This window comes from Pseudomonas sp. NFACC13-1 (genome assembly GCF_900104425.1).
GTDB lineage: Bacteria > Pseudomonadota > Gammaproteobacteria > Pseudomonadales > Pseudomonadaceae > Aquipseudomonas > Aquipseudomonas fluorescens_AA.
The window spans coordinates 66,378-92,725 of record NZ_FMXV01000018.1 but is presented as its reverse complement, the minus strand read 5'-3'; the positions used below and the strand labels follow the sequence as shown (position 1 = coordinate 92,725).

Below are 26,348 nucleotides of genomic sequence, written 5' to 3'. Positions count from 1 at the left end.
ATCGCGAGCAGGCTCGCTCCCACAAGGGTTTTCCTGGGATTGATCCTTACAACTGCGCCGCCAACCGCGAACCCTGGTTGATCGCCCGCTTGGCATCCAGTTCCGCCGCCACGTCGGCACCGCCGATGAGGTGAACGGTCTGCCCCGCCGCTTCCAGGCCTTCCTGCAGCTCACGCAGCGGATCCTGGCCGGCGCAGATCACGATGTTATCCACCGCCAGAACTTGCGGCTCGCCGGTTTCGCCGATGCGGATGTGCAGCCCGTCATCGTCGATCTTCAGGTATTCGACGCTGTTGAGCATCTGCACCTGCTTGTTCTTCAGGCCCGTGCGATGAATCCAGCCGGTGGTCTTGCCCAGGCTGTCACCGACCTTCGAGGTCTTGCGTTGCAGCAGGAACACCTGGCGCGCCGGTGCATGGGGTTCAGCCTTGATCCCGGCCACGCCGCCGCGGGCCTCGAGGTGGGTGTCGATGCCCCACTCCTTCCAGAACGCTTCGCGGTCCTGGCTGGTGGCGACGCCCTGGTGAACCAGGAACTCCGACACGTCGAAGCCAATACCGCCGGCACCGATCACTGCGACGCTGCGGCCCACCGGCTTACGCTCGAGGATCACGTCCAGGTAGCTCAAGACCTTGGCATGCTCCACTCCGGGAATCGCCGGCACGCGTGGGGCGATGCCGGTGGCGAGGATGATCTCGTCGTAGCCGCCCGCCACCAATTGCGCCACATCCACCCGCGTGTCGAGGCACAGCTCGACATGGCTGGTCTGCAATTTGCGCTTGAAGTAGCGCAGGGTTTCGAAGAACTCTTCCTTGCCCGGCACGCGCTTGGCGACGTTGAACTGACCACCGATTTCACTGGCCGAATCGAACAGCGTCACCTGGTGCCCACGTTCGGCCGCCACCGTGGCCGCGGACAACCCGGCCGGGCCGGCACCGACCACGGCGATTTTCTTCACGTGGGTCACTGGCAGGTAGTTCAGCTCGGTTTCATGGCAAGCCCGTGGGTTGACCAGGCAAGTGGTGAGCTTGCCGCCAAAGGTATGGTCCAGGCACGCCTGGTTGCAGCCGATGCAGGTGTTGATTTCATCGCTGCGACCGGCAGCGGCCTTGTTGACGAACTCTGGATCGGCCAGGAACGGCCGCGCCATGGAGACCATGTCGGCATCGCCTTCGGCCAGGATCTGCTCGGCCACTTCGGGGGTGTTGATGCGGTTGGTGGTGATCAGCGGGATGCTCACCGAACCACGCAGCTTGGCCGTGACTTTGCTGAACGCCGCCCGCGGAACCTTGGTGGCGATGGTGGGAATTCGTGCTTCGTGCCAACCGATACCGGTGTTGATGATCGTCGCGCCGGCCTGCTCGATGGCCTTGGCCAACCGGACGATTTCGTCCCAGGTGCTGCCACCGTCCACCAGATCGAGCATCGACAGGCGAAAAATGATGATGAAATTCGGGCCCACCGCTTCGCGCACCCGACGGACGATTTCCACCGGTAGGCGCATGCGGTTTTCATAGCTGCCACCCCAACGGTCGGTACGGTGGTTGGTGTGGGCCGCCAGGAACTGGTTAATGAAATAACCTTCCGAGCCCATGATCTCGACGCCGTCGTATTCGGCCTTCTGGGCCAGGACCGAACAGGTGACGAAATCGCTGATCTGCTTCTCGATACCCTCCTCGTCCAGTTCCTTGGGCTTGAATGGATTGATCGGCGCCTGGATCGCGCTCGGTGCCACTTGCTTGGGGCTGTAGGCGTAGCGCCCGGCGTGAAGAATCTGCATGCAGATCTTGCCACCGGCCTCGTGCACGGCCCGGGTCACGATCCGGTGCTTGAGCGCCTCTTCTTCCGTGGTCAACTTGGCCGCGCCGGAGTAGACCCCGCCCTCGTCGTTCGGCCCGATCCCACCGGTGACCATCAGGCCCACGCCGCCCCGGGCGCGCTCGGCAAAATACGCCGCCATGCGTTCGAAGCCGCCGGGTTTCTCTTCCAGGCCGGTGTGCATCGAGCCCATCAGGGTACGGTTGCGCAACGTGGTGAAACCCAGGTCCAGCGGGGCCAGCAGATGCGGGTAATGGGAGGCGGTCATCGGTAACTCCACAACGGGCGATCACGGAAAAAGCACAAGCTCTGCGGCTTGCGTCTGTCATGACCCACAGCGTAGGAGTCCGGACGCGGGCGCTCAATGACCGTAACTGACAATTTAATGATCCAGATGTGCAGCGCGCCGATCAGCTGCCGGGGGGATCGAAGGTCACCCAGCACCTCATCAATGCTGTTCAGATAATTCCTTGGACACCTTCTGCAGGTGCTTGCCGGGCTTACAAATCAGCGCCTGCCCTTCGCTAATCCCTTGTTTTACCGTACCCTGCCCCGTAGCTCCTGATGAAAAATCACGAACCTGCACACGGCCGCTGACTGTTCCCCCATGCGCAAATTTCTGTACCTGCTGTTTTCACTGGCCTTGATTGCCGCCCTGGTCACCTACGCACTGTGGACGACCGATCGTCCTGCGGGTCATTACCTGTCAGACCTGCGTATCAACCTGGCGGTCGACCAGGGCACGCCCGCCGACCGCGGCAACCTGCTGGGCATCCAGCCCGAACTGTTCCCCACCGACTACCAGAGCCCCGAGCGCCTGCACCGTAAACTGGCGGCCTACCTGCAGGCGGCTCGCGACCAGGGTTTTCTCAATGCCAAGACCGTGGTGGTCCTGCCCGAGCACATCGGCACCTGGCTGATGGTCGGTGGCGAAAAAGACGAGTTGTACCAGGCCACCACCCTGAAGGAAGCCATGCACTGGCTGGCGGTCAGCAATCCGCTGGCGTTTATCCAGGCGCTCGTCAGCGCTCAAGGCGATAACCGCCTGGAGGATGCCTACCTGCGCATGAAGGCCGATAGCATGGCCCGCGACTATCAAGCGCTGTTCGGCGGGCTGGCCAAGGAGTTCGGCGTCACCCTGGTGGCCGGCTCCATCGTGCTGCCCGAGCCCAGCATCAGCGACGGCGAGCTGAAGATTGGCCGCGGCGCCCTGTACAACAGCAGCCTGGTGTTCAGCAGCGATGGCCGGCCGATCGGCCAGCCACAACGCCAACGACATCCGGTATTCGAACAGCGGGATGTGCTGGGCGCCGACCATCCGGCCCCCCCCCTCGTCATAGACACCCCCGCCGGGCGCCTGGGCGTACTGATCGGCAGCGACAGCTGGTACCCGCTCCACTACCGGCAGCTCAACGAACAGGGCGCGCAACTGATCGCGGTGCCCGCCTTCGTCATCGGTCGCGGCGCCTGGGACAAGCCCTGGAGCGGGTATAAAGGCCTGTCCACACCGAGCGAAGTGAGCCTCAAGCCCGGTGAAGTAAGCGAGGGGCAAGCCTGGCATCGCCTGACACTGACCGGCCAATTGCCCATCAGCCAGGCCCGGGGCGGTGTCAGCGTATTCCTGCGTGGCCAGTTCTGGGACAGCGGCAGCGCCGGCCAGAGTTTCATCAGCCACAACGGCCAGCACTTCCCCGATGGCGAAGCCCATGGCGCTCGCCTGCTTAACCTGTGGTTGTGACCATGAAACCGCAGCCGATGCGCCTGGGGGACCTGTCAGTAGGCTTCGTCCACAGCCTGGCTGACGCAATTGCCAGCCATGGGCAAGACCCCAAGCCCTTGCTGGAGCAGTACGGCCTAGATGCCGCGCGCCTGGCCGAGCCCGGCGCACGCCTGTCGATCCCACGCTACATGCGCCTGGGCCACGCCGCGATTCAACAGACCCAGGACCCGGCCCTGGGCCTGCGCATGGGCCAACTCGGGCGCTTGAGCCAAGCCGGGCTGGCGGGCGTTACCGCTGCCCAGGCGCCGACCGTGCGCGAGGCGGCCCGCTGCATGATCCGTTTCGAGCCGTTGTATGGTTCCAACTATCGCGGCCAATCGAGTTTTCATGAGGATGCCCGCGGCGCTTGGCTACGGTTCTATTCCATCAGCCCGTATAACGCCTACAACCGCTTCGTCGTGGATTCGATCATCGCCGGCTGGCTGGCCCAACTGTCCAGCGTCAGCGGCATCGCGCTGCGGCCCGAACGCATCGACATCGAATTCGAGGAACCGGCGTACCTGGAGGCTTACCGCACGCTCGGTGACTGCCCGATCCAGTTTGGCGCCGAACAGAATCAACTGCGACTGGGCCTGGACAGCCTCGCCCAACGCAACCCACAGCATTGCCCCAGCACCTGGCACCATATGGTTCAATTGTGTGAACGGGAATTGGAACAACTGACCCGCACCCGCAGCCTGCGTGAGCGCATCATTCAACTGCTGGGACCGTTGCTCAGCGGGGGCCGGGAACCCGACCTGGAAGAAGTGGCGGCCCGCCTGAAACTGCCGACCTGGACCCTGCGGCGCAAGCTGGCCGAGGAAGGCACGCAATTTCGCGCCATCCTCAACGACACCCGCCGCGACTTGGCCATGACCTACATACGCGATACCGAACTGGCGTTCGGCGAAATCGCCTACTTGTTGGGGTTTGCCTCAGCCGAGGCCTTTCAACGAGCCTTCAAACGCTGGAACGACCAGACGCCCGGGGAGTTTCGTCGTAGTCACAGAGGGCGCTGAGCTTAAAGCGCTAGCTTGCTCTCCTACAACTCCGTTGCATCTTCGGCGGGTTCCAGCGGGTCCAGTTCATAGGCCTGGTATTCCAGCAGCTCTTCCTGATAATCGTCCATTACGTGTCCTTCCCCTGTCATTGAATCCAATGCCTGATGGCGCTGGCATCAGCATAAAGCTGCTTTATGAACAAAACATGAAGCAAAGGCTTCATGAATTAAACGTAGCACAGGGTCGGGAAATTACCGCGTGAAGTGTGACAGGGCGTAACACCCTGCCACGGGGACCTTCAGGAAGCCGGAAGCGGCTGGATCGGCTCGCTCGGGGCCGGCAATGAACTGGACGGTGGTGGTGGCGGTGTCACGGTTTCCGTCGTCGGCGCAGACTCGAACGACTCAGGCGCAATCGGCGCTGGCTCGCTCGGCGGTACGACGGGCTCCGACACCGCAGGGGCGGTTTCGACGGGGGCCGGCGCGGCCTCGTTTACCGGCGTGGTTGCAGGTGCCGACGCAGGCGCTGCAACTGGAGCCGGAGCCGGCATCAAGGCAGCCGGTTCAGCCTTGGGTTCCGGGACACCCAGCTCGGTTTTTGGCTTATCGGCATTCTCAGCCTTCTCGGCAGCTTTCTTCGCTTCGGGGGGCAGGAACAGCTCCACCAAGGCAAAGAAACGCTCATAGAACTTGGCCGCCGACACGGTTTCGCTGGCGACCTTGACCATCGAATCGTCCGAAGAGCCGATCGGCATCGACACCGAACCCAGCACGCCCACGCCCAGGCTGGCGGAGTTGTTGGTTTTCTTCAGGGCATAACGGTCCTGCAAGGCGTTGGCGAACATGGTCGCACGGTGTCCGGCACCGCCGTCCTCGGCACAGACCAGGTTGAAACTGATCTCCATATGGGTCTCGCCGGTCTGCTGGAAACTCTTGTGGCCACTGACGAGCTTCGGATCGCTGCTGGTGATGATGTAGCCCTGGCTGAGCAACGCCCGGCGCCCGGCCTCGCAGGTCGCCGCGTCGCTCACTGGATAAGTGCGCGAGAACGTGCCGGAATCGTCGAAGTTCTCGTGCTCGTAGATGGCGGCTTTCTTCGACGAGCAACCGGCTGCGGCGGCCAGCACCAATGCAAGCCCGACGGTGCGCATGTGAAATGATTTGAACATTGAACATCCTGAGAAAAACGGTCCGGGGCGTATTGTGCAACAGAACGCGACCTGGCAGCGTGGCTAATCTTGTTTCAATGGGGTTACAAGTCTACTGGGGGTTGTTTGCAGGAAAAAGACGCCAAGTCGGCAGATCGACGAACACCCACTTTTGGGCAACAGGCAGATACAAAAACCCTGGCATTTTGGCCTGATACCGTCACTTGAACTGTTACCGAGACATGGATATACCCCACCCGCCCCGAAAAAAAACCAAAAAAACGGCGCTTCCCATTTCTGAAGAAGCGCCGTCTTTTCAAGTGAGCAGCATCACAGCCAGCTCTGGAGAAGCATCAAGCGATTAGAAACGCTTGATATCCGCCTGACTCTCCAACTGCTTGCGATAGGCCGCGAAGTCCTGCTGGCCCACACGGGACGCAAGGTAGCGACGATATTCCGCTTTCTCTTCGTCAGTCGGTGCCGCCGCTTCGTTCACGCCGTTCAGACGCACAACCACCAGGCTGCCGTCAGGCAAGGTCACGCTGCTGAACGTCGGCTTGTCCTTGGACTCAGGCTTGGGCATGCGGAACAGTGCTTGCAGCACCGCCGGGTCGATGCCTTCCTGGTTGCGGGTGGCCGCCTCGATGGCTTTCCAGCCTTGGCCGTCAACCGGTTTGTCCAGTGCCGTCTTGCCGTCACGCAGGCTGGCGATCAGCTCGTCGGCGCGGGTCTTGGCCGCTGCGCTGGCGTGTTCCTTGGCCAATTGAGCACGAATCGGCCCGGCCACCTTGTCCAGCGGCAGTTGCTCTGGCTTGCGGTGCTCCTTGGCACGCAGTACCACGACGGTTTCCGGGTCCAGCTCGATGGCGGTGCTGTTGGCACCTTCATCCAGCACTTCCGGGCTGAACGCCGCAGTGACCACGGCGCGATTGGCCGCAATCCCTTCACCGCCTTCACGACCGAACGGGGCCGATGTGTGGACGGTCAGCTTCAAGTCCTGAGCCGGCTGCGCCAGGTCGGACGCTTCGAACGAGGCATCCTCCAGTTGCTTGGTCGCCTCCACGAAACGCTGCTCCACCTGCTGAGTCTTCAGCTCGCGAGTCAGCTTGTCCTTGAGACTGGCGAAGGTCGGCACTTCGGGCGCTTCGACACCCAGCAGCTTGATCAGGTGCAGACCGAAATCGGTGCGGACCGGTGCCGAGACCTGGTCCTTGCCCAAGGCGTACAAGGCCTTTTCGAATTCCGGATCGTAGACGCCTGGGCCGGCATAGCCGAGATCGCCGCCATTGCTCGCCGACCCCGGATCCTGGGAAAACTCCTTCGCCAGGGCTTCAAACGATTCGCCTTTGGCCAGGCGAGCCTGGACCTCTTCGATCTTCGCCTTGGCCTGGGCTTCGGTCACCTTGTCGTTCACTTCGATCAGGATGTGCGCAGCGCGACGCTGCTCGGACAGGTTGGCGATTTCTTTCTGATAGGCCGCTTGCAGGTCTTCGTCCTTGACGCTGACCTGATCGAAGAAAGAGGCTTTCTTCAGCTCGAGGTAATCGATGACCACCTGGTCAGGCGTCATGAATTCCTTGGCGTGTTGGTCGTAGTAAGCCCTGACCTCATCATCGGTCAGCTTCACCGACGCAGGATCGGCCTTGATGTTCAAGGTGGCGAAATCACGGGTCTGCTTTTCCAGGCGGGCGAATGCCAACACTTGGGCATCGGTGACAAAACCGCTGCCCGCCAGGCCGGCGCGCAACTGACCGATCAGCATTTCCTGGGCCAGCATCTGGCGGAATTGCATGCGGCTGTAACCCAACTGGCGGATCACCTGATCGAAACGCTCGGGGCTGAATTTGCCATCGACCTGGAACTCAGGCGTTTGCAGGATGACTTGATCGAGCGCAGCTTCCGAGAAAGCGAATTTCGCATCGTGTGCGCCTTGCAGCAACAACTTGCGGTCGATCAGGCCCTTGAGCGCCGAATCGCGCAGCATTTTTTCGTCCAGCAGGGAGGCATCGAAATCCTTGCCCAGCTGTTGCATGAGCTGGCGACGTTGCATGTCGACCGCCTGGCTCAGCTCGTTCTGGCTGATATTTTCGCCGTTGACCTTGGCCGCGTCGTTACTGTTGGTAGTGGCTTTGAAAATGGCATCGAAACCGGTCAACGCCATCAATGCGACGATGACCCCGATGATGGTCTTGGCAATCCAGCCTTGTGAATTGTCCCTGATATTCTGCAGCATGCGTCCCCCAGAAACGGTTGAACTTCAAATTTAGGCAACCGTGGAGCGTGGGTAGAATCCGGATAGAAGAAAGGCGCATCCGAGGATGCGCCTTCTCGTAACTGGCGGAGCGGACCGGGCTCGAACCTGCAAGCCCTGGCGTCACAAACCGGTAGCAACCGGTCGCATTACCGCTCCGCTGCCAAGCCAGGCATGACCCCGACCCGGATAAACTCAACGAAACCTTAGTTAACGGCTTCTTTCAGTGCTTTACCAGCTTTGAAACCTGGCTTCTTGGCAGCAGGAATCTCCAGCGTCTTGCCGGTCTGCGGGTTGCGACCGGTACGAGCTGGGCGATCAGTCACGGAGAAGGTGCCGAAACCAACCAGAACAACGGAGTCGCCAGCCTTGAGAGCGCCAGTGACGGATTCGATTACAGCGTCCAGCGCACGGCCAGCAGCAGCTTTCGGGATATCAGCGGATGCAGCGATAGCATCAATCAGTTCCGACTTGTTCACTCTAAGTCCCCTTATATCTATTTGAGATGATTCTAAGTTTTTTTTGGTGAAAGCAAAAACGAGTGCTGAATGGCCTGCAGACACTTAAGAGCCGCTTTATAACAAGGGCTCTAAAAAACTGTCAAGGAAGGCCCCCCAGGCAAATGCGTGTTAATGCGTGCTAATTCTTTCCTTAGAGTCAGACTCCCGCTTTTCTTCCTTCGCGACAATCTCCGGAGCCACATCCGGCAAGGGCTCCGGCGCGTATTGCAGCGCAATTTGCAGGACCTCGTCAATCCATTTAACCGGTTTGATCTGAAGATCTTGCTTAATGTTGTCAGGAATTTCCTTCAGATCGCGGACATTCTCTTCGGGAATGATCACGATCTTGATCCCGCCACGGTGCGCCGCCAGCAGTTTTTCCTTCAGCCCACCAATCGCCAGAACCTGGCCGCGCAGCGTGATTTCACCCGTCATGGCGACGTCGGCGCGCACCGGGATGCCGGTCAATGCCGAGACCAGGGCCGTGCACATGCCTACGCCGGCGCTTGGGCCGTCCTTGGGCGTAGCCCCTTCAGGCATGTGGATGTGCGTGTCGCGCTTCTCATGGAAGTCCAGGGGAATGCCCAGGCTTCGGGCACGACTGCGCACCACCGTCAGCGCCGCGGTGATCGACTCGACCATCACGTCGCCCAGGGAACCGGTCTTGATCAGTTGCCCCTTGCCCGGTACCACGGCCGCTTCGATGGTCAGCAACTCGCCACCGACCTGAGTCCACGCCAGGCCAGTCACCTGGCCGATCTGGTCCTGCTGCTCGGCCAGGCCGTAGCGGAACTTGCGCACACCCAGGAAGTGCTCCAGCATGTCCGCAGTGACCTTGACCGCGAAACGTTTTTCCAGCGCATGTTCCTTGACCGCCTTGCGGCAGACCTTGGCAATCTGCCGCTCCAGGCCACGCACGCCGGCTTCGCGGGTGTAGTAGCGGATGATGTCGCGAATCGCTTCCTCGTCGAATTCCAGCTCGCCCTTTTTCAGGCCATTGGCCTGGATCTGCTTGGGCGAAAGGTACTTCACGGCGATGTTGATCTTCTCGTCCTCGGTATAGCCCGGTAGACGGATCACCTCCATCCGGTCCAGCAATGCCGGCGGAATGTTCATGGAGTTGGAAGTGCAGAGGAACATCACGTCCGACAGGTCGTAGTCGACCTCGAGGTAGTGATCGTTGAAGTTGTGATTCTGCTCAGGATCGAGCACTTCGAGCAACGCAGAGGCGGGATCGCCGCGCATATCGCTGCCCATCTTGTCGATTTCGTCCAAAAGGAACAGCGGGTTGCGCACGCCGACCTTTGTCATTTTTTGAATCAATCTTCCTGGCATCGAACCGATGTAGGTCCGGCGATGACCACGAATTTCCGCCTCGTCGCGCACGCCACCCAGGGCCATGCGTACGAATTTGCGGTTGGTCGCGTGGGCAATCGACTCCGCGAGGGAGGTTTTACCGACCCCGGGAGGGCCGACCAGGCACAGGACCGGGCCGCGAATCTTTTTCACGCGCTTCTGTACGGCGAGATACTCAAGGATGCGTTCCTTGACCTCTTCCAGACCGTAATGATCGGCGTCGAGGATGTCTTCGGCGCGCGCCAGGTCCAGACGCACCTTGCTCTGGGCTTTCCACGGCACCTGGACCAGCCAGTCGATGTAGGAACGCACCACGGTGGCTTCGGCAGACATCGGCGACATTTGCTTGAGCTTGTTCAACTCGGCCTGAGCCTTGGCCAAGGCATCCTTGGGCAAGCCAGCGGCATCGATGCGCTTTTTCAGCTCTTCGATTTCATTGTGACCTTCGTCGCCATCGCCCAGCTCTTTCTGAATGGCCTTCATCTGCTCATTCAGGTAGTACTCGCGCTGGCTGCGCTCCATCTGCTTCTTGACGCGACCGCGAATGCGTTTCTCGACCTGCAACAGATCGATCTCGCCGTCGAGCAATGCCAACACGTGCTCGACACGGGCCGACAGGTCGATGATCTCGAGAATTTCCTGCTTCTGCTCGATCTTGAGGGCCATGTGGGCCGCCATCGTATCGACCAGCCGCCCAGGCTCGTCGATGCTGTTGAGCGACGACAGGACCTCCGCTGGCACCTTCTTGCCCAGCTGCACGTATTGTTCGAACTGTGACAGCAGGCTGCGGACAAACACCTCTGACTCACGCTCGGGCGCATCGACTTCTTCGATCAGCGACACCTCGGCACGGCAATGACCGTCCACCTCGCTGAAACGTTCGACAGTCCCGCGCTGCTCGCCTTCGACCAGGACCTTGACGGTACCGTCGGGCAACTTGAGCAATTGCAGAACCGTTGCAATCGTACCTACGCGATACAGTGCGTCTTCGCCGGGATCATCGTCGGCTGGATTTCTCTGAGCCAGCAGAAGAATCTGCTTGTCACCCGTCATCGCAGCCTCGAGGGCTTCGATGGACTTCTCGCGCCCCACGAACAGCGGGATAACCATGTGCGGATACACCACGACATCGCGCAATGGCAGGAGAGGCAATTCGATGGTTGTCTTCATGATTTCGCCTCTACGGCGGCCCTAGGGCCGGAAACAGATGGAAGTAAGCTTGAAACCAAGATGGGGGCAGCCTTGAAAAAAAACAAGCGCTAAGACACGTCTAAAACGCGCTAAAAGCAAAGGGGCCCGAAGGCCCCTTCTTTGTTCCGGCAGCGGAACGCTTATGCGTCCGGTGCGGCCTTGGCAGTCTTCTCATTGTTTTCGTAGATATACAATGGTTTGGACTTGCCTTCTATAACGCTTTCGTCGATCACGACTTTACTCACCTCGGACTGCGAGGGGATCTCATACATCGTGTCGAGCAATACGCCTTCGAGAATCGAGCGCAACCCACGGGCACCGGTCTTACGCTCCAGGGCACGCTTGGCGACCGATTTCAGCGCGTCGGAACGGAATTCCAGGTCTACACCTTCCATTTCGAACAGCTTGGCATACTGCTTGGTCAGGGCGTTTTTCGGCTCGGTCAGAATCTGCATCAACGCCGCTTCATCCAACTCATCCAACGTCGCCAGGACTGGCAGACGACCGACGAATTCCGGGATCAGACCGAACTTGACCAAATCGTCAGGTTCGACTTCACGCAGGGACTCACCGACCTTCTTGCCCTCTTCCTTGCTGCGTACTTCGGCATTGAAGCCGATGCCACCACGGGTGGAACGGTTTTGAATAACCTTTTCCAGGCCGGAGAACGCACCACCGCAGATGAACAGGATGTTACGGGTGTCGACCTGCAGGAATTCCTGCTGCGGATGCTTGCGACCACCTTGGGGTGGAACGGAAGCGACCGTGCCTTCGATCAACTTGAGCAAGGCCTGCTGCACGCCCTCACCGGAAACATCCCGGGTGATGGACGGGTTGTCGGACTTGCGGGAAATCTTGTCGATTTCATCGATGTAGACAATACCCATCTGGGCTTTTTCCACATCGTAGTCGCACTTCTGCAACAACTTCTGAATGATGTTCTCGACGTCTTCACCTACATAACCCGCCTCGGTGAGGGTGGTTGCGTCGGCGATGGTGAACGGAACGTTCAGCAAACGAGCCAGGGTTTCGGCAAGCAGGGTCTTACCCGAGCCTGTCGGGCCGATCAGCAGGATGTTGCTCTTGCCGAGTTCGACCTCGTCATTCTTTTTGTCACGCTGGTTCAGGCGCTTGTAGTGGTTGTACACCGCTACGGCCAGTACCTTTTTCGCACGCTCCTGACCAATCACATACTGATCAAGGATGCCGCTGATTTCTTTAGGCGAAGGCAATTTATGCGCGCTGCTCTCGGCCTGGGCTTCCTGCACCTCCTCGCGGATGATGTCATTGCACAGGTCGACGCACTCGTCGCAAATGAAGACCGAGGGGCCGGCAATCAATTTGCGCACTTCATGCTGGCTTTTGCCACAGAAGGAGCAATAAAGCAGTTTGCCGTTGTCCTCGCCGTTGCGGGTGTCAGTCATTCGATCGATCCAAATCCGATAGGCTTGCAACACAAGATGAAGGCAATTGCGGGCTTTTTCAAGCCCGCCGGCGGCCGGTCATCCCAACCACCTGCATTTTGAGCGGCTTAGGCAGGCATTTGACGCTTGTTGATCACAGAGTCGATCAGGCCGTATTCGGCTGCACGCTCGGCGCTCATGAAGTTGTCACGCTCGGTATCGCGCTCAATGGTTTCGAGGCTCTGGCCGGTGTGATGGGCCAGCAACGAGTTCAGGCGCGAACGAATGTGGAGGATTTCCTTGGCATGGATGTCGATATCCGACGCCTGGCCCTGGAAGCCACCCAATGGCTGGTGAATCATCATCCGCGAGTTAGGCAGGCAGTGACGCTTGCCCGCTGCGCCGCCGGCGAGCAGGAAGGCACCCATGCTGCAGGCCTGACCGATGCAGATGGTGGAGACGTCTGGCTTGATGAACTGCATGGTGTCGTAGATCGACATGCCCGCAGTCACCGAACCGCCCGGTGAGTTGATGTACAGATGGATATCCTTGTCCGGGTTTTCCGCTTCAAGGAACAACAGCTGCGCCGCGACCAGGTTGGCCATGTAGTCTTCAACGGGGCCGATCAGGAAGATGACGCGTTCCTTGAGCAGACGCGAGTAGATGTCATAGGCACGTTCGCCGCGGGCGGACTGCTCGATAACCATCGGGACCAGGCCGCCTGCGGCCTGGATGTCAGAGCTCTGCTGATAAAAAGAATTGCGGGACATGTCTCGCAGTCACTCCCAAATAGTTATGTCTTGAATACGCATAAGCCAGCACGAAGGCTGGCTTATGGGTGTTTATTTCTTACCGCAGAACCATCAATCGGCTTGTGGAGCTTCCACCGGCTTGACCGCTTCTTCGTAAGAGACCGCTTTATCGGTCACGCTAGCTTTCTGCAGAACAGTATCCACAACTTGTTCTTCCAGCACAACCGAACGGACTTCGTTCAGTTGCTGGTCGTTCTTGTAGTACCAGGACACGACTTGCTCAGGCTCTTGATAGGCCGAGGCCATTTCCTGGATCAGCTCACGAACGCGGGCTTCGTCAGGCTTGAGCTCGAACTGCTTGACCACTTCGGCAACGATCAGGCCCAGCACGACGCGGCGCTTGGCCTGCTCTTCGAACAGCTCCGCCGGCAGTTGGTCCGGCTTGATGTTGCCGCCGAACTGCTGAACAGCCTGCACCCGCAGACGGTTCACTTCGTTGTCCAGCAGGGCCTTTGGCACTTCGATCGGGTTGGAGGCCAGCAGACCGTCCATGACTTGGTTCTTGACCTTGGACTTGATGGCCTGGCGCAGCTCGCGCTCCATGTTCTTGCGAACTTCGGCGCGGAAACCTTCCAGACCGGTTTCCTTGATGCCGAACTGGGCGAAGAACTCTTCGTTCAGCTCAGGCAGCTTCGGCTCGGAAACGCTGTTGACGGTCACGGTGAACTCGGCGGCTTTGCCAGCCAGGTCCAGGTTCTGGTAATCCTCGGGGAAGGTCACGTTCAGAACGCGCTCTTCACCGGCCTTGGCGCCAACCAGGCCGTCTTCGAAACCAGGAATCATGCGACCGGAGCCCAGCACCAGCTGGGTGGCCTTGGCGGAACCACCCGCGAACTCTTCTCCGTCGACCTTGCCGACGAAGTCGATGTTCAGTTGGTCTTCGTTCTGGGCAGCACGCTCGGTCACTTCGAAACGGGTGTTCTGCTTGCGCAGGATGTCCAGCATCTTGTCCAGGTCGGCATCCGACACGTCAGCGCTCAGGCGCTCGACAGCGATGGACTCGAAACCGGCAACCGTGAACTCCGGGAACACTTCGAACGTGGCGACGAATTCCAGGTCCTTGCCTTTTTCCAGCACTTTAGGCTCGACGGACGGCGCACCGGCGGGGTTCAGCTTCTGCTCGACGACCGCTTCGTAGAACGAAGACTGGATCACGTCGCCCACGGCTTCCTGACGCGCATCAGCTTCGTAACGCTGACGGATCACGCTCATTGGCACTTTGCCTGGGCGGAAACCTGGGATTTTGGCCTTTTGGGCAGTCTGCTGCAGACGCTTGTTGACCTGAGTCTCGATGCGCTCAGCCGGCACGGTGATGCTCATGCGGCGCTCAAGAGCAGAAGTATTTTCAACAGAAACTTGCATGGATATTCCTCGTTGCACAGACGTTGGCCGGGCGTTTCCGACCCCAGAATCAAGGGCATGCATTCTAGTAGGTCAAACTCAAGAAGTCACCCTACTGAAAACGCGCTGGAAACAGGCGCCGGATTTAGGCTGGGGCAAACAGTCATGCCCCAGCCGGATTGCAAATACAGTCGATTCAGTCCAAGGCTCTGCGCCAGCGCTTCTATATATAGAAGCGACTTGTCCGGTCGCACAGTGCCCCGCCCCCACAAGGAGACCAACGGGCATACCGTGCATCATCACGAAACACATTCGCGACAAGCCGACCACTGCGCACAACCGCAAAAACAGCAACGACGCCAAACACAGAACCACCAAAAACAAAAACGGCGCAGCCCCTTTCAGGTACTGCGCCGTTTTCTGCTATTTAAATAGCCACTTGTATGGTGCGGACGGAGAGACTCGAACTCTCACACCTTGCGGCGCTGGAACCTAAATCATGCGCCTTTAGGTAAAGACAAGCAATATCAATAGGTTACGACGCCCGCAACCGTCACAACCGTTCAGATTTAGCGCTTCATGTCACATCGTATCACGGCGTGTGACACATTCTCATCACACGGCTATTTTATCCCGCCTCCGGCGTCCTGCCGACCGCTCACACCCAAACCCCTACAGCTCGTCGCCTCACCCTCGCCCGAATTGTCGAGCCTCGATTACTGTACATCCAAACAGTAGTCAGCCAGCGATCCCAACCATGAACTTTGACCAAGCCAAAGCGCTGAGACTTCAACTTTGGCGAACGACCCTTGATGACCACGAATTCCGAATGGAAAACCCTGAGGCTCACAGATCAAGCCTGCATGAAACCAGCGCCAGGCTCGCCGAGGAAGGCTTGATTGACCGCATGCAGCAGTTGGAAATGGATGAAATGGCGGATGCCGCTTACTGGCACGCCGTGGAGGAGCTGCAGTCAAACCCAGTCATGTACCGCGGCGCATGTGGATATGACGTGGTACCACGGGATGGCGGCCCAAGGATCGGGACGATATTTCATTCAGTCCTTCGCCTGGAAGAAAGCAGCGCGGAAAAGCCGCGTCCCTATGATGGAAAAGTCTACCGGGACAAATCGGGGCTGGTACTCAATTACAGCTTCGCCATAGCCACCGGCCGTATAGAAGGCCTCAGCCTGACGATGGATGACGGTCGACAGTTCGACCTGATTGAGACGAAGCGAATGGTCTCGGGCAAGGTGTACGAAGCGATTGATGACCCAGATGTCTATCGATGGATGGTCGATGTTGTCCAGGTCGCGACCGAGAACCGTGATATTGAAATCGTGCAGAGGCTCAGGCCTTTCCTGGAGCTGGCGAGGTTTGTCCAATGCTCGAAGTGCCTGGATCAGTTCGGCGTACGTGAGGACTGCGAGCCTTGTAACGGCTTGGGCTTCGTCGAAAAGCCTCGATGCTCAAGCAAACTTCCTGTGAATGGCCAGGGTCCACTGAGAAATGCAGAATCAGGGGATCGTAATGTGCGGCGGAGTTGAAGCGGCGGACAAAAACAGAGCGTATGAACGGGTGAAGGTGTACTTCCCGAACCCCAAGGCTGCGTTTCCCGTGGTGCTTGAAGACGGGACCGACCTTGGATGGGTGCGATGGGGCCGGCGCCGTGAGGAGAAAGGCACCGGCCCATCAGGAGGGTGGGCGAAGCTGGAGACGGTGGAGCGTGGTGGATGGGAGAAGTATCACCCGCAACGGGCCCTGGGGCTCGTGCAGCGCTACATGGAGAAGGATGGGGAGCGGGTTTCGCACTGGTTCGACATGAACGAAGGCTTCGGGCTGGAATGCCTGGTGCTGGGCGAGGACGAGAACCGACGGGTCTACGTCGTCACTACCTCGCCGCCTGATGAGTACGCCTGGATTCACGATCGGTGGCCGATGATAGGACGGCTTCCCACGCCTATCGCGGATTCAACTCCCTGACATATGCCTGGCAAGCCTTCAGTGCGATCAGCCCCCGGTCGCCGGCGTCGGTGATGGCGACAATTCTTTGAGCATGCGCTGGGTCAAGTTGGGCTCGACGGGCTCCATGAACCACGCCGACGGCGCCGGCGGTGGCAGGCACTGCGTTGCAACCGGCTGGATCCTCGGCAAGGAGGACTGACAGCCGGACATCAGCAGTGGCAATGCGATCGCGCAGGCGATCTTGAGTGGTTTGAGCATCGCTCAGTTCCTTGTGGTGTGTTTGTTCGCTGGCTGACAGCCGCTGTTCCAGAGCCAGGCGCTTGCCCTGCTCCGCCTGGACCTGGGCCGCGGCTGCACTGCTGATCTTGTCCAGATCGGACTGGTGCAGGCCGGCCTGCTCCGCCAGCCGCTTCCCGTAGCGCCAGTCCTGAATCTTCCATGTCGCGCTCATGGCCAGGATCAGCGCCACGGCCACGCCGGCGATCATCAGCTTCAGCGTGGCGGGATTCATGGCACATCCTTGAAGAAGACGTGATTGCCCAGGCGGAAGGTCTGGGTTGCATCCTTGGCCCAGGCCGGCGGCTTCGGCATCGTCGTGGCGTAGTAGTGGGTCGCGCCCTTGGTGATGTCGGGCTCGGCGCCGGAGATCACCAGGTCAGCCGCCCGCTGCGCCTGGGCGAACTGCTTCGGCGGGATCGGCTTGGCGCCGCTCAGGTAGGGATAGTTCGGGTCGTTCTTGTTCCAGCAACTGAACTGGTATGGTGCCTGGCACACGCCGGCATAGCCCTCCCCCCACCAGGACTTGGACCGGCCGTCGTCCACCCGGTTGCGAATGGTCCATGCCACCGCAATCTGCCCGGCCAGGCCTTCGCCCCGGGCTTCGCCCCACAGCGTACGGGCCAAGATGTCGCGGTCCTTCTCGGAAACGGTCATACTTTTCTCCAGGCAATAAAAAGCCCGAAGAATCGGGCTACAATTGAACATTTAATGGGGTGCCGCCAATGCAACAAATTTGCGTTTTGAATGCGACGATTTCTTCTTTAAGAGAGCATGGCGGAGTAGATATCTTGGTTGAGGGGCTCGAGCCATTCCCCATCAACCTTGACAGAATTACACCCGCTGATATCGAAAGGGTCGCCGCATGGGCTGGCGAAAAAGCCGTAGAAAAAGCTCCCTATGGAGCAATAGGCCTTAGGCTCTGCGCGGGTAATTACTGATCGGTGATCGAGTCAGCTCAGATGGTTTTGGCGGCGCCCAGCATAGGCGCGGCGATGATTTCAGGAATCGGCGGCTCTACCGGCCACACCGGTGCCTGGTACCAAGTCGGCTGAACCGTGACCTTGCCCAGGTCATACTTGTACTTCTTCCAGGCCTTCAGCGTGATCAGCAGCGCGGCCTGCTCGGCCTCCTCCTCGGGCGTTGCCTCACCGACGTCGATGCCGAATCCAATGGTGTCGATGCGATCCTGAATACGGGCGATCTGCGCCATCGCTGCAGCGTTCTTCGCAGAAAGCTGCGCCTTCACTTCGGCTAATTCCTGCTCAAGCAAAGCGGCAGCCTTCATGGCACGGGTGATCAGCTTCGTCCAGTCGATGGCAGGTTCGATGATCTCGGCAGTTGGGTCAGGGCTGGGCGGAATATACAACTCGCCGGCGGGCATCTTTGGAGGCGGGAACACTACCAAGCCGTCGGCGACATTCCACAGTGGGTTGGGGAACGCCTGCTCCTGGCTGTAATTCGAAGGAACCGGGAAAAGCAGACGGATGCAAAGCTCTCCGCCCTGGCGGGTGATGTCATCGACGAACCACACTGAGTCGATTGATCCGAGCGGCAAGGTGTCCCCCTCGGCTATGTTGGACAGGTCAAACCGTTCGTTGTTGATGGTCAGCGTGTCACCGCTCTTCACGACTGTGAAAGTTGCGGCGCCGACCTGTGGCAGCAGCTCAATCTTCATTCGTACCACCTCCCATGAGCCACATAGCCTGGATACATTGATGAGTTCGAAGCCTGGCCGTACACGATGTGCGTAACCGTCGAAGCGGTCACTAAACCGATCGTCCCCCACCCGCGTCCAGATCCGGCCCCTGAGCCTCCAGAAATTTGGAATCGCGAAGCATCACTACAGGCTGGCGGTGAACTGAACGCATGCGGAAAGGTGAAGCTCGTGAAGCCGGAACCGATGAAAACGCTGCCAGCAGCACTGGATGCTGTCGCCGCTGTAGTCGACCAACCGGAACAAATCAGTGTCCCGCAGGCGTATTTCGAAAACGTTCCCGTGGTCGTGGTGCCGCGCTGCAGAAGCGCTCCCGTTGGGACGCCGCCAACTTGTGATACTGCGCCCACCGAGTTCTTGGTGGTGAATATCTCGAACCAATCAATCGATGAGGCGCCCGTGGTGTACCACCCTTCAAAAATGCGACCGACCGAAGCTGCAAAGATCGTATAGAAGGTGTCGTTAGTGGAGTATCGCTTGGCAAAGGCCATGAAACCGCTGGCCGTGGAGAAAGGGGAACCAACAGTCGTCCCGCCAACACCTCGGTAGAGCCCAGACGGCAAGTGAGTCAGCAGCGTGGGCATAACCGGCAACGTCAGGACGCTGCCCAATCCATGCGCCCCATTGAGCATCAGGCGGCCGGCAGTTGAATCACTGGTGCTGGTTTGCGGAGCCAGGCCCAGGGCGGTTTGGGCCTCCGCCTGAGTGGTGCCTCCGGTGCCGCCTTTGGTCACCGGCAGAACGTCGTAGTTGCCGGTGGTCTTAAGGGCGGCCAACTGAGCGCCATATGTGTTTACGATTTCACGCAGTGCATCGGCTGAAGCCTTGTTGTATCCCTGAACTGGCTTCAGTACATAGCTGCCCCCGGAGACGGTGGGCCCTTCGTACGGCGGATAGATGGATATGGCTGTATCGCTGCCGAGACCAGTTACTTCGTAAACTTTCCCGTTCGGGCCTCGAAATTCATCGCCTACGCGGCATCCAGCGGTCCACGCCGTGCCTGTTCCGATCACAGCAGTTGAATTCAGGGTGGCGGAGACCGTCCCAGTCTTGTACCAGGTCATGAAGTATTCCTTCAGTTAATTAATTTGAAAGCTTCGCGAAAACAGCCGGCATGAAAAAAGCAAATGGGTTAGAAAATCCGTCTGTCACTGCATATAAAATCCCAGCAGAAAAGTCCCACATTGTGTAAACGTTTCTGCCGGATCCGGCGCCGGTTACCATCCTCATGCCAAACGTATTGATAAGGAGATACTCGTTTTCAGGAAAACTGAATGGAACAGTGTAGAAACTCTTCGTCGATCCCGTCCCTCCAGTTTCAGATCTAACGTAAGTCCAGTTTTGAAACGCCCTTACGAACAGTGCGCTTGGAGTTCCGGAATCGAACAGCAGATTTGAAGATCCATCCCAAAGCCTCAAGCCGTAGGTGCTGACTGGCTGCGCACCAAATGTCGCAGCAAAGTAACGGCCGTTTGGCTGAGCCGTTGATACATTTGCAGTCCTAACATAGAACCCAGTCCACGCCCCAGGAGAGCCGAGCACCTGAACTTTAGAAATGACACCAAGACCTCCAGTGTTCGGCCTGCAAAAGACTAGCGGTGGCTCTACACTGGTTATAACCAGTGGAAAGATTGTGGTAGACCCTAGATTAAACTCCTCAGTTGGTGCGTAAGTTCCCTTGCAAATTACATTCAGCCGAGAGAATTCAGAATCAATTACTACCTCGTTGCTGTTGTTTGTAAATGTTAGTCCATATGTCATGTCGCGAACCTTATAACCATGAGGCGCATGGTTCCAGATGTAGCCAAACTAGCTTCAAAGGTGCGCGTGTAGTTGTAAACGCGAGCCGCCCCGGAGACCATTTCAGTCTCAAACTGTTCTTCTGTGTCCCAGTTATAGGGGCCGTTTGGAATTACGATTGCAACGGCATTTGAAGCTGTACATCCGGGAACGGAAAAGCTTTGCATGACCTTTGCTTCATTTGGGAATGTGACGAGCGTCGAAAGCACGATTCGCATCGTGAACGAGTTCTCGTCCATCTGGAGCGCCCCGTCGGCGCCCCATAACCTCAGTCCATAGCTCATGCATCCATATCCCCCAGTTGCACTCGCTTGACGCCGTTTTGGTCATAGACCTTGATGGCTCGGCTGGTCATGGTCAGACGACCACCGCCCGGGGCTGGGCCGTTGAACTCCAGGTTCCCGGCTTTATCCAGCCGCCACCCCTGTGACCCGGCGACATAGTTGTCGGATTGCAGGTACTGGCCGATCTTCAGCATCGTGATGCTGCCGTCCTGGATGAAGGCAGAGTTCATGAACACCTGGCCGCCCTGAACCGCAAACGGAACAGAGATAGCTCCGCCTGCGATGGTGTTGACGATGGCGAAACGGTCGGCACTGACCAGGAACTGGCTTTGCAGACCTGCTGAGGTGTTCTCGATGCCCAGGCCGATGCCGGCCGCGATGTACTGCCCACCAGAGGTCAGCTGCATCTTCACCGACCACATGGTGCTCAGCTTACCGCTGGTATCCGCATAGGCAGACGACGTCTGCTGGATAGCGGCAGTATTCGAGCCGACCGTGGCCCTCAGCTGTTCTATCTTCGTCGAAGTCGCGGAATCGTTCGTGGACACCACCTCTTCAAGGGTGGTCAGGCTTGCAGCGTTCTGGCCGATCTGCGCGTCGAAGGTCACGAGCCGCCGAGCCGTTGCTTCGCTCTCATTCGCTCGAACGCTGGTTTCCTGCGCGATTGCCGCCGTGCTGGTCCACCCCTTGATGGCATCCGCCAGCTCGCCCTCCCCGTTGTCGTCGCGATACGAGGCCCGCAGCGCTTCGAAGGACGTGGCCTGGGCCGTGACAATGCCGTCGATCTCGGTGATGTCGGCGGTGTTGGTTGCCACCTGCTGCGCCAGGCCGTTGGCAGTCGATACCGACTGACCTACGTCGATCCAGTAGGTGGTGTTCGGCGGCGGGTTGCCAGCCGGCACATCCTGCTTGGCCTGATAGATGCGGTCTGACTCCACCACCATCTGACCGATCAGGTAGGTCTTGGTCGATACATATCCACCAAGTCCTTCTAGGTTGTCGATCTGCTCTTGGAGACCAGGAATTTTGTTGATCTCGTCCAGCAGATCCTGGCCCAGTTCCGTTTCCGTGATCTTGCCGGCGAGCAGGCCCAAGATTGGCCCAGCATCCGAGCTGGCCTGGCCCAGGACACCGTTGCCGACTGGGTACCACGGACCGACGTTCCCGGTGCGGTCGACCAGGCGCGCCCAGAAGAAGAACGACGCACCCGCCAGCAGGCTCTGCATGCTGTAGTCACTCTGGGGGTAAGCCAGGTCGGCAAGCTTCGTAGCAGCCCCCAGATCATTCGCCGGGCCGTACCAGATCTCTGTCCGTTGGGTGTCCTCGGCGCCAGCGGGGAAGCCCCACTTGAGGCCGATTCCCAACAGCAGCGACGTTGCCGTCAGGTGGCTGACCGCCGGCGGCAGGCCGGTCTTCCCTTCCAGGTCGGTCAGCGCCGAGGTGGTCGGGATGGAGGAAACGTTCATTGCGCTGACAGCGCGCACCCTGGCCATGTACTGGCCGGAGTAGATACCGCGAACGTCCACCAGCAGCTCGCCAGTGCGCGGAACCTTGATCCATTCCCGGGCACCCCACCGCCACTCGACGTCATATCCCACAGCGCCAGGCGCCGCATCCCAGGCAATGGTCATGGCCGTGACGGCGATGCCCTGCTCGATGACCACGTGCTGGCTGATCAGCACCCGGGCCGGTGCGTCCTGCGTGCCGATCGGAATGCCGCTGATCGGCCGAGGATCGACCACGGCGCCGTTGTCGATGAAAGGGAACTTGCTCGGCTCGTGCTGAATAACTTCCAGCTGGTACTGGTGCCACTCAGGCCGGGTGACGTTGCGAACGTAGAACTGCATGACCTTCAGATCGTCGAAGTCGATCACCCAGCCGCATTCAGGCTCGGGCACTTCGCTGTAGTTCGCCGCCACGGTTACGGCCCGGCCAGCCACCGAGCTGATGACTCGGGCCTCAGACTTGCCGCTGGGCAGGTTGAGGTAGAGCCGCGCACCGGTCGGGATAGTCACGTCACGGTCAAGCGTCACGACCCGCCCGGCGACGGACGAAACACGCCCACCATTCGCTCGGCCGGCAAGCATCGGATCGCCCACGGCAATGATCTGCCCGGGTTTTGGGATTCCACCGTCCAGGCCGACCCGGAACGTAGCGCCTCGGGTTTGCAGCTGCTCGGTCATCAACGCCCATTGACCGGCGCGCTGCGTCTGGCCCAGGGAGGTAGAGCCGATCGCCTCGACGCCCAGTTCTCGGACAGAGCCCAGTTCGCTCAGCGCCTCGTTATCGAACACCGGCTCCTTGTCGGTTTCGAATCCTTGGTCGGGGTTGTCCCAGGACACCATCGCTACGGTGTGGCGATCACGCCAGCGGGTGCCGTCGTACTTGATGGCACCGTTGTTGAGTATCTGCGACGGGCTATAGCTGAAAACTGGATCGCCAGGCATATCGGCATTGACGACGATCTGGCTGCCATCCCAGTAAGCCATCCCGTGGAAGATCGAGGCCAAGTCCTGCAACACCGCGTAGGCCTCGGCCTGTTTCTGGAAATACAGGTTGCAGGTGAAGCGAGGCTCCTGGCCACCCTTGCCGTCGGGAACCATCTGGTCGCAATACTGGGCGATCCGGTACAGGGACCACCGATCCACCATGGTCGCGTCGATGCGCTCGCCCAGGCCGTAGTACGGGTGCAACACCAGGTCATAGAAGATCCAGGCAGGGTTATTGGTGTAGGCCTCCTTGAAGGTGCCATCCCAGATCCCGCCGCTGGTACCGGCGCCTGCTGTGGCGTAGGTCCGGGTCTCAGGGTTGTAGTTGGTCGGCACGCGCACGATGCGCCCGCGCATCAGCACTGCAATCTTGGCGATATCGCCGCCGAACTGCTGGGCGTCGTACTCGATGCAGCCTACCGACGTCAGCGGGTACTCCTGGTCGCTGTCGACAAGCTCGGCGACAGCCTCGACGAACATGCTGTCCTGTACCAGCGAACTGTTCGCCTCTGGCGTCAGGCGCCGCGCGCGCAAAGTCCACTGATTGCCGTCGGGCAGCTCGATCCGGTGGGAGCGCTCGTACTTGGTGACGTTCTTGCGGTCGACGAAGGATGTCAGCACCGTGACAAAGGGACCGTTGTCGGTCGAGACATCCACGGCGTATTCAATCCGGACGCCGTTGATGTTGCCGCTGGCGTCCTGGCTCTGCAGCGTGGGCCAACTGAAGCGCAAGCGGGCCGCATCAATCATGGAGTTGTTGATACTGTGGAGCCACGGCGTGGTGGTGCGCAACTCTTGGCCAACGGCAATTTCGTTGCTCGACTCCGTGACGCCCGCCAGGCGTTCCTGGTTCAACTCGCCGGAACGGAACTGCCATTTCACTCCTGGATAGTTGATGGTTCCGTCCTGGGCCTGAATAGGGGTTCCGTCGAGACGCACGGAGCGCAGCCCATCAACTGGACCCACGATGGGGCCCCAACTCCAGATGTAGACCAACCTGGCCGTGGCCAGGGATGGAACGCTATTGGAAGCGATGCTCGGCTGCTTCGGTTTCGACTGGCCGCCCTTTGCCCCCCTGACAGCCCTGGCCTTCTTCGCAACTGCGCTCATGCGCTCCTCCAAAAATGCAAAAACCCGCCGAAGCGGGTTGGGTGTTACCAAAAAATCAGATGTTGTCCTGGGTGTAGATCCCCCCGGACTCGACGGCGCCCCCAATCTCCCGCTCTCCATAAAGCAGGGGGTATGGGTTGCCCTGGGCGATGGTCGTCACGGCAGAACCGAAGCCATAGCTTGGGTTGTTGCCGTCTTCGTTCTTGTCCGCCGTGTTGGCTTTCGTGGTGGGTGAAAGCATCTGCACCACGCCGCCCATCGCAACGCCGGCGCCGGCGACGAGCAAGCCCATGCCAAGGCCCGTGGTCGTGCCACCGGTGAAGAGGCCGGCCACGATCAGCGCCACGCCCAGAATCGTCTGGAAGATGCCCGCCGACTTGCTGCCCTGGATGATGGGCATGATGCGGATGACCTCGGCGCCAGCGCCTTTAAGGTCGAGCTCCTGCTCGCCGATGTTGCGTTCATCGATAAACACCGCGAACACCAGGCCGCGCTCCTCGGCGGTGCGCAGGAATTTCTCGAACCCAGGCTTCATCACGCACAGGGCATTCATCGCATCCCGGAACCCGTGCAGGTCCAGCCGGTACTGGCGGCCGAAGCGTTTGCCCAGCACGCCGCCCAGTTTGATAGTGGTCATGGTCATGGCCGGTAGTCCTTGTGCCGCAGGATCAATTTCACCCGGTTGGCCATGGACCAGCCATAAACCTCGCGACTGGCCAGCCGGCCTGGCATGTGGTGATAAATAAACGGGCCTGAGCCGCCCAGAGCGGGCGCTGGCTCGCTGTGCAGCGATGGGTCATCCCCCAGGTAAATAGCCGCATGGTTCGGGTGAAAACAGGGCCGGCCTGGGGTCGGAACCTGAAGCACCAGCATATCCCCGCGGCGCGCCGTCTCGACCTGGTAGAAACCGGTGGACTTGAAGTTGTCCTCGTACAGGCTCGGGCCGGTCTCGTCTTCCCACCAAAGGTCCTGGCGCTCGAAGTTCGGCAGTGGCAGGTTGGCCTCGCGGGCGTACCAATCGCGGCAAGCGCCCCAACAGTCCAGCAGGCCGTGGGAGAAGTCCCGGCCAAGCAGCGGAGCCTGGAAGCCCGTCGGCTTGAACCAGGCGAACTCCCCGCCCGGCCAACCAACGATGCCCCACGGCAGCTCATGCAATTCACAGCTCACGCGATCGGCCATGCTTGGCGTGGGCGCTTTGTCTGGGTGGCTGTGGATGATCGCCAGCACTTCCCCCAGGTCCTCGGCCGCGGCCTGGTCCCGCTCATCGATCTGGAAGTTTTCCCGCTCCGACTTGGCCCGGTTGGCACACGGCACATACTGGCGGCCGGCATCGGTCTTGATCAGCAAGCCGCACGCTTCGCCCGGGTAGGCACGTTCCGCATGGGCGCGGATCTCGTCCTGCAATTTTTGATTGATGCGCATGGTTACCTCGAACTTGCGATCAGGCTTGCGCCCATGGAGCCGCCAAAACGGCGCGTGTTCGCCCTGAGCTTGCAGCTGCTCCACCACCCGCCGCACTGGTCCAGGGCCGGGTTGTCGGTGGGCTCATTCTTCTTGGTGAACATCGCGGTGCCGGTGTAGGCGCACGCCTCGCCCCGGTACCCACCGCGGCACGCCCACCTGCAGAGCTTGGTGATCTGCTGGGACGGCAGCATCTGCCCTTCCATGTCGGTGGGACTGGACATCGAGAACGTCACCGAGTCGAAGCTTTCTTCGGTCTTCTGCTCGATGTACCAGAGGTTTCGCCTGCTCTGGTTGCTGGCGGTGGGGTTTCCATCCGGGAAGTTCGCCGCGTCCAGGTAGTGCCGGAAAGTTTCAATGACCGTGCACTTTGCCCCGGCCAAGTCGCGGAACTGCAAGCACAGTGCAGTGATTGCCCCGCGCACACCGCCGAGCTCGTTGGCGATTTGCAGGGTTGGGGACGCCGGCCGGCCATCGCCGCGGATGTCGAAACCCTTCGCCGTGATCTGGATCGGGGAATACAGCTGCCCCTGCCAGATGATGTCGCCCTCCTGGGCATGGCCATGAAACCGCCACAGGTTCGCACCCAGGCGCGTGGCGTCGAGCTCGAAAAGCCGGATCTGGTTGCCCGGCTCGAGCTTTTGGATATCACTGTTGTAATTCATGGG

The 26,348-nt window shown here is 59.7% G+C and carries 22 protein-coding genes; 4 read left to right on the top strand and 18 right to left on the bottom strand.

Annotated elements, in window-relative coordinates; all coding sequences use genetic code 11:
• Window positions 1-46 precede the first annotated feature (46 nt).
• Window positions 47-2,086 (bottom strand): oxidoreductase, encoded by a 2,040-nt coding sequence (locus BLQ55_RS21105; RefSeq protein WP_092256685.1) that lies wholly within the window; start codon window positions 2,084-2,086, stop codon window positions 47-49.
• A 339-nt stretch (window positions 2,087-2,425) separates the two neighbouring features.
• Between BLQ55_RS21105 and BLQ55_RS21100 the strand changes: the two genes are divergently transcribed.
• Both BLQ55_RS21100 and BLQ55_RS21095 read left to right on the top strand, forming a co-directional pair.
• The gene (locus tag BLQ55_RS21100) at window positions 2,426-3,556 is read left to right on the top strand and encodes a carbon-nitrogen hydrolase family protein (protein WP_092256681.1); all 1,131 of its coding nucleotides are present in this window, start codon (window positions 2,426-2,428) and stop codon (window positions 3,554-3,556) included.
• 2 nt (window positions 3,557-3,558) lie between these two features.
• Complete coding sequence (locus BLQ55_RS21095) at window positions 3,559-4,596, top strand: AraC family transcriptional regulator (RefSeq protein WP_092197217.1); 1,038 nt, start codon at window positions 3,559-3,561, stop codon at window positions 4,594-4,596.
• Window positions 4,597-4,876: 280 nt separating this feature from the next.
• Here the strand turns inward: BLQ55_RS21095 and BLQ55_RS21090 are convergent, their stop codons facing one another.
• The 7 genes from BLQ55_RS21090 to tig form a co-directional block, all read right to left on the bottom strand.
• A complete protein-coding gene (locus tag BLQ55_RS21090; protein ID WP_092256678.1) occupies window positions 4,877-5,746 on the bottom strand; it encodes a DUF2242 domain-containing protein in 870 nt (289 codons plus the stop codon).
• Window positions 5,747-6,086: 340 nt separating this feature from the next.
• Window positions 6,087-7,958: a SurA N-terminal domain-containing protein gene (locus BLQ55_RS21085; protein WP_092256675.1), complete on the bottom strand. Its 1,872-nt coding sequence runs from the start codon at window positions 7,956-7,958 to the stop codon at window positions 6,087-6,089.
• A 224-nt stretch (window positions 7,959-8,182) separates the two neighbouring features.
• Window positions 8,183-8,455 (bottom strand): HU family DNA-binding protein, encoded by a 273-nt coding sequence (locus BLQ55_RS21075; protein WP_003183171.1) that lies wholly within the window; start codon window positions 8,453-8,455, stop codon window positions 8,183-8,185.
• Window positions 8,456-8,605: 150 nt separating this feature from the next.
• Window positions 8,606-11,002 carry an endopeptidase La gene (gene lon / locus BLQ55_RS21070; RefSeq protein WP_092256672.1) on the bottom strand — a complete coding sequence of 799 codons (2,397 nt, stop codon included), beginning with the start codon at window positions 11,000-11,002 and terminating at the stop codon, window positions 8,606-8,608.
• A gap of 161 nt (window positions 11,003-11,163) precedes the next feature.
• Window positions 11,164-12,447 carry an ATP-dependent Clp protease ATP-binding subunit ClpX gene (clpX, locus tag BLQ55_RS21065; RefSeq protein WP_092256669.1) on the bottom strand — a complete coding sequence of 428 codons (1,284 nt, stop codon included), beginning with the start codon at window positions 12,445-12,447 and terminating at the stop codon, window positions 11,164-11,166.
• 107 nt (window positions 12,448-12,554) lie between these two features.
• Window positions 12,555-13,196: an ATP-dependent Clp endopeptidase proteolytic subunit ClpP gene (gene clpP / locus BLQ55_RS21060; RefSeq protein WP_003183177.1), complete on the bottom strand. Its 642-nt coding sequence runs from the start codon at window positions 13,194-13,196 to the stop codon at window positions 12,555-12,557.
• A gap of 93 nt (window positions 13,197-13,289) precedes the next feature.
• Window positions 13,290-14,600 carry a trigger factor gene (gene tig / locus BLQ55_RS21055; RefSeq protein WP_092256666.1) on the bottom strand — a complete coding sequence of 437 codons (1,311 nt, stop codon included), beginning with the start codon at window positions 14,598-14,600 and terminating at the stop codon, window positions 13,290-13,292.
• Between the two features lie 736 nt (window positions 14,601-15,336).
• Between tig and BLQ55_RS21050 the strand changes: the two genes are divergently transcribed.
• Window positions 15,337-16,125 carry a hypothetical protein gene (locus BLQ55_RS21050; RefSeq protein ID WP_176814234.1) on the top strand — a complete coding sequence of 263 codons (789 nt, stop codon included), beginning with the start codon at window positions 15,337-15,339 and terminating at the stop codon, window positions 16,123-16,125.
• Entirely contained in the window at window positions 16,088-16,561 is a 474-nt protein-coding gene (locus BLQ55_RS32225; protein WP_176814233.1) for a hypothetical protein, read from the top strand. The genes BLQ55_RS21050 and BLQ55_RS32225 overlap by 38 nt, the downstream gene beginning before the upstream one ends.
• Here BLQ55_RS32225 and BLQ55_RS21040 read toward each other — a convergent pair.
• From BLQ55_RS21040 to BLQ55_RS20990, 10 genes are all read right to left on the bottom strand, one after another.
• Complete coding sequence (locus tag BLQ55_RS21040; protein ID WP_092256663.1) at window positions 16,539-17,054, bottom strand: lysis system i-spanin subunit Rz; 516 nt, start codon at window positions 17,052-17,054, stop codon at window positions 16,539-16,541. The genes BLQ55_RS32225 and BLQ55_RS21040 overlap by 23 nt on opposite strands.
• Window positions 17,051-17,476, bottom strand: a complete 426-nt coding sequence (locus BLQ55_RS21035; protein ID WP_092256660.1) for a cell wall hydrolase — start codon at window positions 17,474-17,476, stop codon at window positions 17,051-17,053. Before BLQ55_RS21035 ends, BLQ55_RS21040 begins: the two co-directional genes overlap by 4 nt.
• Window positions 17,477-17,777: 301 nt before the next feature.
• Window positions 17,778-18,497, bottom strand: coding sequence for a tail fiber assembly protein (locus tag BLQ55_RS32955; protein WP_371128547.1), 720 nt, complete (start codon window positions 18,495-18,497; stop codon window positions 17,778-17,780).
• Window positions 18,494-19,600, bottom strand: coding sequence for a hypothetical protein (locus BLQ55_RS21020; RefSeq protein WP_092256656.1), 1,107 nt, complete (start codon window positions 19,598-19,600; stop codon window positions 18,494-18,496). The genes BLQ55_RS32955 and BLQ55_RS21020 overlap by 4 nt, the downstream gene beginning before the upstream one ends.
• A 19-nt stretch (window positions 19,601-19,619) precedes the next feature.
• Window positions 19,620-20,297 carry a hypothetical protein gene (locus tag BLQ55_RS21015; RefSeq protein WP_092256653.1) on the bottom strand — a complete coding sequence of 226 codons (678 nt, stop codon included), beginning with the start codon at window positions 20,295-20,297 and terminating at the stop codon, window positions 19,620-19,622.
• Window positions 20,294-20,608 carry a hypothetical protein gene (locus tag BLQ55_RS21010; RefSeq protein WP_092256784.1) on the bottom strand — a complete coding sequence of 105 codons (315 nt, stop codon included), beginning with the start codon at window positions 20,606-20,608 and terminating at the stop codon, window positions 20,294-20,296. Before BLQ55_RS21010 ends, BLQ55_RS21015 begins: the two co-directional genes overlap by 4 nt.
• Window positions 20,609-20,616: 8 nt before the next feature.
• Window positions 20,617-24,219, bottom strand: a complete 3,603-nt coding sequence (locus BLQ55_RS21005; protein WP_092256650.1) for a TipJ family phage tail tip protein — start codon at window positions 24,217-24,219, stop codon at window positions 20,617-20,619.
• Window positions 24,220-24,274: 55 nt separating this feature from the next.
• The gene (locus BLQ55_RS21000; protein ID WP_092256647.1) at window positions 24,275-24,862 is read right to left on the bottom strand and encodes a tail assembly protein; all 588 of its coding nucleotides are present in this window, start codon (window positions 24,860-24,862) and stop codon (window positions 24,275-24,277) included.
• Window positions 24,859-25,641 carry a C40 family peptidase gene (locus tag BLQ55_RS20995; RefSeq protein ID WP_092256645.1) on the bottom strand — a complete coding sequence of 261 codons (783 nt, stop codon included), beginning with the start codon at window positions 25,639-25,641 and terminating at the stop codon, window positions 24,859-24,861. Before BLQ55_RS20995 ends, BLQ55_RS21000 begins: the two co-directional genes overlap by 4 nt.
• A 2-nt stretch (window positions 25,642-25,643) precedes the next feature.
• Complete coding sequence (locus BLQ55_RS20990) at window positions 25,644-26,345, bottom strand: phage minor tail protein L (RefSeq protein WP_092256643.1); 702 nt, start codon at window positions 26,343-26,345, stop codon at window positions 25,644-25,646.
• Window positions 26,346-26,348 lie beyond the last annotated feature (3 nt).

Coding starts and splice junctions, on each gene's coding strand:
- BLQ55_RS21035 (WP_092256660.1), bottom strand. CDS start 17,476: ATGACCGTTTCCGAGAAGGACCGCGACATCTTGGCCCGTACGCTGTGG.
- BLQ55_RS21015 (WP_092256653.1), bottom strand. CDS start 20,297: ATGACATATGGACTAACATTTACAAACAACAGCAACGAGGTAGTAATT.
- BLQ55_RS21005 (WP_092256650.1), bottom strand. CDS start 24,219: ATGAGCGCAGTTGCGAAGAAGGCCAGGGCTGTCAGGGGGGCAAAGGGC.
- BLQ55_RS21000 (WP_092256647.1), bottom strand. CDS start 24,862: ATGACCATGACCACTATCAAACTGGGCGGCGTGCTGGGCAAACGCTTC.
- lon (WP_092256672.1), bottom strand. CDS start 11,002: ATGAAGACAACCATCGAATTGCCTCTCCTGCCATTGCGCGATGTCGTG.
- BLQ55_RS21040 (WP_092256663.1), bottom strand. CDS start 17,054: ATGAATCCCGCCACGCTGAAGCTGATGATCGCCGGCGTGGCCGTGGCG.
- BLQ55_RS21090 (WP_092256678.1), bottom strand. CDS start 5,746: ATGTTCAAATCATTTCACATGCGCACCGTCGGGCTTGCATTGGTGCTG.
- BLQ55_RS21085 (WP_092256675.1), bottom strand. CDS start 7,958: ATGCTGCAGAATATCAGGGACAATTCACAAGGCTGGATTGCCAAGACC.
- BLQ55_RS21100 (WP_092256681.1), top strand. CDS start 2,426: ATGCGCAAATTTCTGTACCTGCTGTTTTCACTGGCCTTGATTGCCGCC.
- BLQ55_RS21020 (WP_092256656.1), bottom strand. CDS start 19,600: ATGACCTGGTACAAGACTGGGACGGTCTCCGCCACCCTGAATTCAACT.
- BLQ55_RS32225 (WP_176814233.1), top strand. CDS start 16,088: ATGCAGAATCAGGGGATCGTAATGTGCGGCGGAGTTGAAGCGGCGGAC.
- BLQ55_RS21050 (WP_176814234.1), top strand. CDS start 15,337: ATGAACTTTGACCAAGCCAAAGCGCTGAGACTTCAACTTTGGCGAACG.
- BLQ55_RS32955 (WP_371128547.1), bottom strand. CDS start 18,497: ATGAAGATTGAGCTGCTGCCACAGGTCGGCGCCGCAACTTTCACAGTC.
- clpP (WP_003183177.1), bottom strand. CDS start 13,196: ATGTCCCGCAATTCTTTTTATCAGCAGAGCTCTGACATCCAGGCCGCA.
- clpX (WP_092256669.1), bottom strand. CDS start 12,447: ATGACTGACACCCGCAACGGCGAGGACAACGGCAAACTGCTTTATTGC.
- tig (WP_092256666.1), bottom strand. CDS start 14,600: ATGCAAGTTTCTGTTGAAAATACTTCTGCTCTTGAGCGCCGCATGAGC.
- BLQ55_RS21095 (WP_092197217.1), top strand. CDS start 3,559: ATGAAACCGCAGCCGATGCGCCTGGGGGACCTGTCAGTAGGCTTCGTC.
- BLQ55_RS20995 (WP_092256645.1), bottom strand. CDS start 25,641: ATGCGCATCAATCAAAAATTGCAGGACGAGATCCGCGCCCATGCGGAA.
- BLQ55_RS20990 (WP_092256643.1), bottom strand. CDS start 26,345: ATGAATTACAACAGTGATATCCAAAAGCTCGAGCCGGGCAACCAGATC.
- BLQ55_RS21105 (WP_092256685.1), bottom strand. CDS start 2,086: ATGACCGCCTCCCATTACCCGCATCTGCTGGCCCCGCTGGACCTGGGT.